Source organism: Pseudoalteromonas sp. Z1A6 (genome assembly GCF_011378745.1).
GTDB classification, from domain to species: Bacteria; Pseudomonadota; Gammaproteobacteria; order Enterobacterales; family Alteromonadaceae; genus Pseudoalteromonas; species Pseudoalteromonas arctica.
On record NZ_WTKW01000192.1, the window covers coordinates 1 to 8,218 of the forward strand.

The 8,218-nt window shown below is 40.2% G+C and carries 7 protein-coding genes; all 7 read right to left on the reverse strand.

What is annotated here, in order from left to right:
- Positions 1–334: 334 nt before the first annotated feature.
- The 7 genes from fba to GQR46_RS12645 all read right to left on the reverse strand — a co-directional run bounded on the left by fba (position 335) and on the right by GQR46_RS12645 (position 8,143).
- On the reverse strand, positions 335–1,399 hold the full coding sequence (fba, locus tag GQR46_RS12615; protein WP_007377491.1) for a class II fructose-bisphosphate aldolase: 1,065 nt from the start codon (positions 1,397–1,399) through the stop codon (positions 335–337).
- Positions 1,400–1,600: 201 nt separating this feature from the next.
- Positions 1,601–2,776, reverse strand: coding sequence for a phosphoglycerate kinase (locus tag GQR46_RS12620; RefSeq protein WP_165727303.1), 1,176 nt, complete (start codon positions 2,774–2,776; stop codon positions 1,601–1,603).
- 64 nt (positions 2,777–2,840) lie between these two features.
- Positions 2,841–3,857, reverse strand: a complete 1,017-nt coding sequence (epd, locus tag GQR46_RS12625) for an erythrose-4-phosphate dehydrogenase (protein ID WP_007587176.1) — start codon at positions 3,855–3,857, stop codon at positions 2,841–2,843.
- Between the two features lie 192 nt (positions 3,858–4,049).
- Positions 4,050–4,712 (reverse strand): peroxiredoxin-like family protein, encoded by a 663-nt coding sequence (locus tag GQR46_RS12630; protein WP_165741134.1) that lies wholly within the window; start codon positions 4,710–4,712, stop codon positions 4,050–4,052.
- Positions 4,713–4,791: 79 nt separating this feature from the next.
- Complete coding sequence (locus GQR46_RS12635) at positions 4,792–5,526, reverse strand: SIMPL domain-containing protein (protein ID WP_165741135.1); 735 nt, start codon at positions 5,524–5,526, stop codon at positions 4,792–4,794.
- 139 nt (positions 5,527–5,665) lie between these two features.
- Entirely contained in the window at positions 5,666–6,289 is a 624-nt protein-coding gene (locus tag GQR46_RS12640) for a 3'-5' exonuclease (protein ID WP_165741136.1), read from the reverse strand.
- Between the two features lie 15 nt (positions 6,290–6,304).
- On the reverse strand, positions 6,305–8,143 hold the full coding sequence (locus tag GQR46_RS12645) for a DUF294 nucleotidyltransferase-like domain-containing protein (protein ID WP_165727299.1): 1,839 nt from the start codon (positions 8,141–8,143) through the stop codon (positions 6,305–6,307).
- Positions 8,144–8,218 lie beyond the last annotated feature (75 nt).

Sequence of the window (8,218 nt, forward strand, 5' to 3'; positions counted from 1 at the left end):
TTTACTAAGCCCAAAATAAAGGATCAGATTTTTACCAAGCCGATCCACTCTCAGATCAGAGTTGTACCTAGTCAAAGCCATAAGTTGTTGATTGTTTATACAAATAAATAACGATCAAATTATCTCAGAGCCTAAAATAGCGAAAAAGTGTATTTGGCTTAGTAAAGTAATGATCCGAAAAGGCTGTGTTAGTAAATGCGTGATCCCAAAGTACGGCGTTGATAGTACAGCGATCTGATCAATAGAAGCCGTAACCTGCAATATAAAAAGGGCTGACATTAAAAAAGCCAGCAACAAAGTTACTGGCTTAAATGATCAATTATAAATTGATCTATTATCTAATTTTAGGGTCTAGTTCGCCGCTTAAGTATTTAAGGTGCATTTCATCAAGTGAAATTGGCTTAATTTTACTAGCCTGACCAGAAGTACCAAACGAGTTATAGCGCGCAACACAAATCTCTGTCATTGCTTTTGTAGCTTCAGCTAGGTATTTACGTGGATCGAAGTTAGATGGGTTAAGCGCCATATGACGGCGAATAGCACCGGTAGATGCTAAACGTAAATCGGTATCAATATTTACCTTACGAACACCAAACTTAATGCCTTCAACAATCTGTTCAACTGGCACACCATAAGTTTCTGGAATTTCGCCACCGTACTGATTAATAATTTCTAACCACTCTTGAGGAACTGAAGATGAACCATGCATCACTAAATGCGTGTTAGGAATACGTGCATGAATCGCTTTAATGCGGTCAATCGCTAAAATGTCATCTGTTGGTGGGCGAGTAAATTTATAAGCTCCATGCGAAGTACCACATGCAATTGCAAGTGCATCAACATGTGTTTTATTTACAAAGTCAGCCGCTTCTTCAGGGTCTGTTAGCATTTGCTCAGTGGTTAGTATACCTTCTGCGCCAACACCATCTTCTTCGCCAGCTTCACCTGTTTCAAGTGAACCAAGTACACCTAACTCGCCTTCAACCGATACGCCACAAGCATGCGCCATAGCAACAGTTTCGCGCGTTACTTCTACATTGTATTCGTAGCTTGAAGGAGTTTTGCCGTCGCTCATTAACGAGCCATCCATCATTACTGATGAAAAACCAAGCTGAATTGAACGCTGACATACACCTGGCGATGTGCCGTGATCTTGGTGCATAACAACGGGAATATGTGGCCATTCTTCAACGGCTGCTAAAATCATATGACGAATAAATGGAGCACCAGCATAAGCACGTGCGCCAGCTGATCCCTGAACGATTACTGGGCTGTTTGTTTTGTCAGCCGCTTCCATTATTGCGCGCATTTGCTCTTGATTGTTAACGTTAAAAGCAGGTACGCCGTAACCATGCTCTGCTGCATGATCTAAAAGTTGTCGCATACTGATTAAAGCCATTGGGTATTCTCCAATTTATCGACAGTAGTTCCCTACCATCTAGTTTGAACGGATGTGTTAGTTTGGCGTTATAACAACGCCACGAAAAACCACTGCTTTGCAGTAATATTCCGTCTAAATTAACTATTAAATTAGGGTGAGAGGTATTTAATAATTAATTGTCGGTAAGGGCTATTACCCCCTCACCTTACGCTACTAAAATTACTTAGCGCGCGACTCTAGCATTTCAACTGCTGGAAGTTTTTTGCCTTCTAAAAACTCTAAGAACGCACCACCACCAGTAGAAATATAAGAAACTTTATCGGCAATGCCGTATTTATCAATTGCGGCTAAGGTATCACCACCACCAGCAATTGAAAACGCATTTGAGTTAGCAATTGCTTGTGCAATAGCACGTGTGCCATTACCAAATTGGTCAAACTCGAACACGCCAACAGGGCCATTCCATACAACAGTGCCCGCATTTGCAATAATTTTTGCAAGCTTGCTCGCTGTATCAGGACCAATATCAAAAATCATATCGTCGCTTGTTACTTCGCTTACATCTTTAAGCGTAGCTACAGCAGATTCAGAAAACTCATTACCAACAACTACGTCAGTCGGTACCGGAATTTCACCATTATTAGCAATCGCTGCTGCACATAAGCGGTTAGCTTCATCCATTAAATCTGGTTCGTAAAGCGATTTACCAACTGGGCTACCTGATGCAGCAATAAAGGTATTTGCAATACCGCCACCGGTAACTAATTGGTCAACAATTTTAGAAAGTGAATCTAAAACGGTTAGCTTAGTTGAAACTTTAGAACCACCAACAATCGCCACTAATGGACGAGCTGGGTTATCAAGTGCTTTGCCTAACGCTTCTAGTTCAGCTGATAACAATGGACCTGCACATGCCACATCAGCAAATAAGCCAACGCCATGCGTAGATGCTTGCGCACGGTGAGCCGTACCAAATGCATCCATTACATATACATCACACAGTGCTGCAAGTTGCTTAGATAACGCTTCGTCGTTTTTCTTCTCGCCTTTGTTAAAGCGCACATTTTCAAAAACAACCACTTCGTTATCAGCAATATCAACACCGTTTAGATAATCTTTTTCTAAACGTACAGTTTGCTCAAGGGCATCGTTTAAGTAATCAGCGACAGGTGCTAGCGAAAACGCTTCATCATATTCCCCTTCCGTAGGACGGCCAATGTGTGACATAACCATTACTTTAGCACCCATCTCAAGCGCTAATTTAATAGTAGGTAGTGCTGCACGAATACGCGCATCTGACGTCACTTTACCTGCTTTAACTGGTACATTTAAATCTTCACGAATTAATACGCGTTTGCCGTTTAAATCTAAATCTGCCATTTTTATGACCGACATGAACATCTCCTTAGTTAACGATACTGAACCTGAAAAATACGTTTAAAATTATTATATTAATAAATTACTTATTCACTGCCATCATAGCACGCGCTGTGTCGAGCATACGATTAGCAAAACCCCATTCGTTATCACACCATACTAATAACTTTATCAGTCGTTTGTGACTAACACGTGTTTGTGTGCCATCAATAATACAAGAATGTGGGTCGTGATTAAAATCAACCGACACAAGCGGCTCTTCGGTATAACTTAAAATACCTTCTAAGCGGTCTTTTGCTTGTGCTTTAAGTGCGTTATTTACTGCGTTTAAATCTACATCGGTATTAACCGTTACACTTAAATCCATTGCCGTGACATTTATAGTCGGTACACGTACGGCGATGGCTTCAAAACGGCCTTTAAATTTAGGTAAAATACGGTCTATACCACGGGCGAGCTTTGTATCAACTGGAATAATTGATTGGCTTGCAGCGCGAGTACGGCGTAAATCATGATGATAACCATCAATCACTTGTTGATCGTTCATCGACGCATGAATAGTTGTAATAGCGCCCGACTCAATACCAAATGCATCATCTAATACTTTAATAACCGGCACAACACAGTTAGTTGTACACGAGCCGTTAGACACAATTGTGTGTTCGTTTTTAAGCTCATCGTCGTTAATGCCATACACAATCGTAGCATCAACATCGTTATCGGCCGGATGCGAAAACAACACCTTTTTAGCGCCTGCGGTAATATGTAACTGCGCATGTTCACGCGAGTGATAAACACCCGTACATTCAAGTACAACGTCTACATCGAGCGTTTGCCAAGGTAATTCAATTGGGTTTTCTTCACAAAAAAGTGCAATGGTATCGCCTGCAACACTAATGGTGTCTTCACCAAGTTTTACAGGAAAAGAAAAACGACCATGGGATGTGTCGTATTTTAATAAATGAGCAATAGCTTCAGGATCAGCAAGTTCGTTAATCGCAACAATTTTTATATCGTCGCTCAAACCAGACTCGTATAACGCGCGGACAATATTTCGACCAATACGACCAAAACCATTAATTGCAAGTTTGATTGCCATGAAATATAAAATCCACTCTTTTAGCGTGCAGATAAAGGCAATACGCCTTTTAGATGGCTGTATTGTAATCGACCTTGAGTATGATTATAAGAGGGTAGCATTAGAAACTTTAAATTAAGAGTAAAGAGCTTACGCGTTGCAAGCTCTTTAATGGCTCTGGGCTTTTAGATTAAGCCTTGTAAATTAAGCTTTTTAAACTAGTTTTTTTAATGCATTAATTATATCTTCTGGCTCAGAGCGAGTACGGTAATCAACATCAACATAGCGCCAAGTCACTTTACCTTGTTTATCTAAAACAAAGGTGGCAGGAATAGGTAAAATACTGCCATTTCCGTTATTCAGCGACTCTAAATCTAGGCCTCGGTCTACTCGCATATGCTCTAGTAAAAATGTAGGTACTTGCCATGCTACGCCGTAGCTTGCTGCTACATCCGCATTTTGATCCGACAGTACTACAAAATCCATTTTACTTATTTCGTTTTCGCTCATTGAGCCATCGGGTACTTGCGGGCTAATAGCCACCAGCTGCGCACCTAAAGCATGAATTTCAGGTAAACGTGACTGCAGTGCTTTCAGTTGTAAATTACAGTACGGACACCAATTACCACGATAAAAAGTAATAACCACAGGGCCTTGTGCAAGTAACTCGGTTAACTGCACCGATTGACCATGTTGATTTGGTAACTCAAAACTTGGTGCGCTTTGGTTTAAATCAAGTGCATTAGCACCTTGCTGAAACGCTTTTGCTTGTGCAATCGTTTCATCAACACCTTTCATAAAATCAGGATTACCTTTACGCCCTGCGGCTATTTTTGCCTCAGTTTGTGCTTTTAACGTGTTATTTTCATCGCTCATAATATGGCTACCTTCAAATTAATCAAAAACTTAAAGCCAGCTTACATTATGAAAATGTATTTGAAATGAAAATTTTAACTTATTCATTTACTTCTAAATCAAACACCACGTTTATTGATGATTTAAATGTAATAGTTTCTTGCAGGTATCTACCTTGCTCAAATGGATTTCTAGTAACTTTAGAACCGGTTACAACTATTCTCTCAAAATTATCTGCGCCATAACCATAACTTGAACGGTTAGAATTTGAATTAATGCTGTAAATTTTTCCAAGCTCTGCGCCAAATGCTTTAGCAAGCTTACCCCCTTTAACTATAGCGTTATCTATTGCGCCTTGTGTTGCTTCAGCTTCTAACTGCGCGGCTTTTGAAGACATAAGCTCAATATTCGTCAGTTCATTAATTTTTACACTTAATGCAAAATCGATAAAATCATTCAACTTTTCAATATTTCTTAATGTTACTTTAAGTGTTCTTGTTGCTACATATCCTGCATTAATTGCTGTACCGCTCTCGACATTAAACTTGTCGTCATCATTGTAAGTTAACAGGCTTGTAGCAGAAACATCCGTCTCCTTAACACCGTACTTGCTTAATCCTTTAAGTAACAAATTTACTCGGTCATCAACATCACGTTTTGCATCAAGTGATTTGTCTTTAAAGCTTATTACTTCAAAAGAAATCTTAGCCATATCGGGCTTTGCTAATACCTCAGCAGTACCCTGCACTGCAATATGGCGATTAGCAGGTAAGCTTGAATTAGCAAAAGTGATGAGTGGGAATAAGGTTAAGAAAATGGCAGTAATGAGTTTCATATTCGTTCCTTGGAGTAATTAGCTAAATAATGACTACGTAACTGTACCTATAGTCATACGGATAACAATAAAAGTAAACTGCTCTTTATTGTAGGCGGGAGTTTATCTCGCCCGGCATAAAGCCCCGCCTACAGCTAACCTACGTCAACTCAGCTACTTTTAGCTCTTTGCCACAGCTTATTTGATGACACTGGGCTAGCAGTAACTCAGCGGTTGCTTGTGCATCAGTCAGTGCATGATGGCAATGATAGCTTGGTAACTCATAACGTGTGCGGCATGCATTAAGGGTTAAATCATCTTGTTTTATTTCAGTTGAATGATGGAGTAAGCGCTTTTGCTCAATATGCAGTGTGTCGAGTATCAGTTTAGGCCGTATTGTTATATTGGCATTTTTAAGCGCTATTTTTAAAAACCCCCAATCGAGCATGGCATTATGAAACACTAAAATACAGTCGCTAAAATGGCAGCTCAATTGCGTTAATATACTGCACAAGCTCTGTCCTTTTGTTATAGCATCATCGCTAATTCCATGAAAAACAGGACTTTGCTCAAGGCTTTTTACGTCCTTATTTATAAGGTGCTGCGACTCGCTCATTTTTATACATTGGTTATCTATTATCACCCACGCTACCGATACAATTTCGTGCTGTTTTGCATCAAGGCCAGTGAGCTCTAAATCAATCACCAAATAACGTTGTTGTAAGGCATTTTTACCTAGTAATTTACGGCGCTTTAAATACCGAGTGAGCAGCTTTTTTACCATGTTAGTAATCCATCGTTATAAACTGCCGCGAGCAAACTTAAACGCGGCGGCTTGCTGCGCTTGTTTAACAAGGTAAAACGCTTCTTTTAGTTGATGGCGCTCTAGTGAGTTTAATTTATTAGGATTAATACAATTACTCGGTAAGCCCTCTTCGTTTATTTGTGTACTCAAGCGAAGCTGCGTTAAGAACCGCCAGCAGTCTTTTAGGTTGTATATATCTTCTTTGCTGATCAGTTTATGTTTTAGTAGTGCGTCCAACCGCTCTTGCGTGTTGGCGCGCCTAATACCAGCTTTTAAAGCGTATAACCGCACTATGTCATTTATAATTACGACGCCGCGTTTTTTTAAATCTATGTATTTATTATTTTGATCTGTTTTTTCGGTTTTAAATTTATTAAATAAACCAATTGGCACGCTGTTGCTGCTTATGTCGGTTGCCATTGCGGCATAGAATAAGTCGTTACGCGATATACGAATTAGTTGCTCGCAAAAAGCCGTGTATAAAGCGTTTGAACCTTCAATAAATCGCAGGTCAAAAAATATCTTACAGTTAAGCATTGCATTGGGTGTGGGGCTTTTTATCCATTTAAAAAAGCGCTCGCTCCAGTCGTTTACGCTCATACGGCACTCATCGCTGCTTGCCATAATATTACCTGGGCAACGCCTAATGCCGCACTCAACTAAGTTTTCACATACAAACTCTCCCATGCTTTTAAAGTAAGCGTGTTGCTCGGTGGTTAAGTCGTTAGGGAGTAATAAGCCGTTGTCTTGATCTGAATGCAGGGTTTGTTCTTCGCGTGCTTGCGAGCCAAAGCAAATAAAACTAAAGCTGGTTGGCGCTGCGCCATGCTCTTCTTGAAATAAGTGAATAAGGCGCGATGTAAGCGCATCGGTTAAACCACTGAGTAATTTACCAATTAGCGATATGTCGTCAATGTTGTACGAAAAACCACGCAAAAGTTCGGGGATTTCTTTTGCGTAGCGTTTTAAATCAGTAACAGTATGCGCTTTATATATGCGCCCAATAAGCTGTACGGGGTCGCTTTTTTGTTGGCGTAGTAAATCGGTGCTGGTTATCATCCCTATTGGGTTATGATTTTCGTCAAGCACGGGTAAATGATGAATATTGTATTTAAGCATTAAGTGCAGCGCCGAAAACACCCTGTTATTTTCAAATATAAACTTAGGTTTGGCGGTCATAATACTGCTTACTGCGTCTTGTGGATCTACCTCGTCGGCAAGTACTCGGTTTCGTAAATCGCGGTCGGTTACCACCCCGACTAAGTGCGCGTGCTGCGTTATCATTATTGACGATACGCCATGCTCTTTCATTTTTTTAGCGCTTTGCCTAATACTTGCATCGGGCGAAAGCGTAATGGCGGTGCGGGTCATCAGCTCTGATATTTTACGTTCAGACCAACTATCGTTTTTACTTTTATAATGCGATGACAGCAACCGGTTAGCATGAGCGCGTACAAAGTATTGCTCAAACGATTTATATTCTCTGCGTAAAAAATCAAAGTGCGTTTGAGAGAGCATATACACTATGCCCTCTTTTTGTACTTCCAACCTATTTTGAATTGCCTCACCGGTTAACAGCGACGGAAAACCAAAATAGTCACCTTGCGCTAAGCGTGTAACAACATCACCCTTACCATCAACTAGGTCATACAAACCAGAGCGAATTAAAAACAGTTTAGGGTTTTCACTTTGTAACCACTGAGTTTGGTTTTCGCGGGTGAGGTAAATAATATCAAGATGATTTACAAAATATTCGCATGCGCTGCTATCAAGCATAGTAAAAGGCGCTTGCAAACAAACGTATTGGGCTATTTCTTGTTGTTCTACACTCATTGTATTCGCTCTTTAAATGGTGATGTACCAATCTAATGTACTTATTTATTAAACAAATAAAAAGCCCGACTAAAG

Coding starts and splice junctions, on each gene's coding strand:
- GQR46_RS12635 (WP_165741135.1), bottom strand. CDS start 5,526: ATGAAACTCATTACTGCCATTTTCTTAACCTTATTCCCACTCATCACT.
- epd (WP_007587176.1), bottom strand. CDS start 3,857: ATGGCAATCAAACTTGCAATTAATGGTTTTGGTCGTATTGGTCGAAAT.
- GQR46_RS12620 (WP_165727303.1), bottom strand. CDS start 2,776: ATGTCGGTCATAAAAATGGCAGATTTAGATTTAAACGGCAAACGCGTA.
- GQR46_RS12640 (WP_165741136.1), bottom strand. CDS start 6,289: ATGGTAAAAAAGCTGCTCACTCGGTATTTAAAGCGCCGTAAATTACTA.
- GQR46_RS12630 (WP_165741134.1), bottom strand. CDS start 4,712: ATGAGCGATGAAAATAACACGTTAAAAGCACAAACTGAGGCAAAAATA.
- fba (WP_007377491.1), bottom strand. CDS start 1,399: ATGGCTTTAATCAGTATGCGACAACTTTTAGATCATGCAGCAGAGCAT.
- GQR46_RS12645 (WP_165727299.1), bottom strand. CDS start 8,143: ATGAGTGTAGAACAACAAGAAATAGCCCAATACGTTTGTTTGCAAGCG.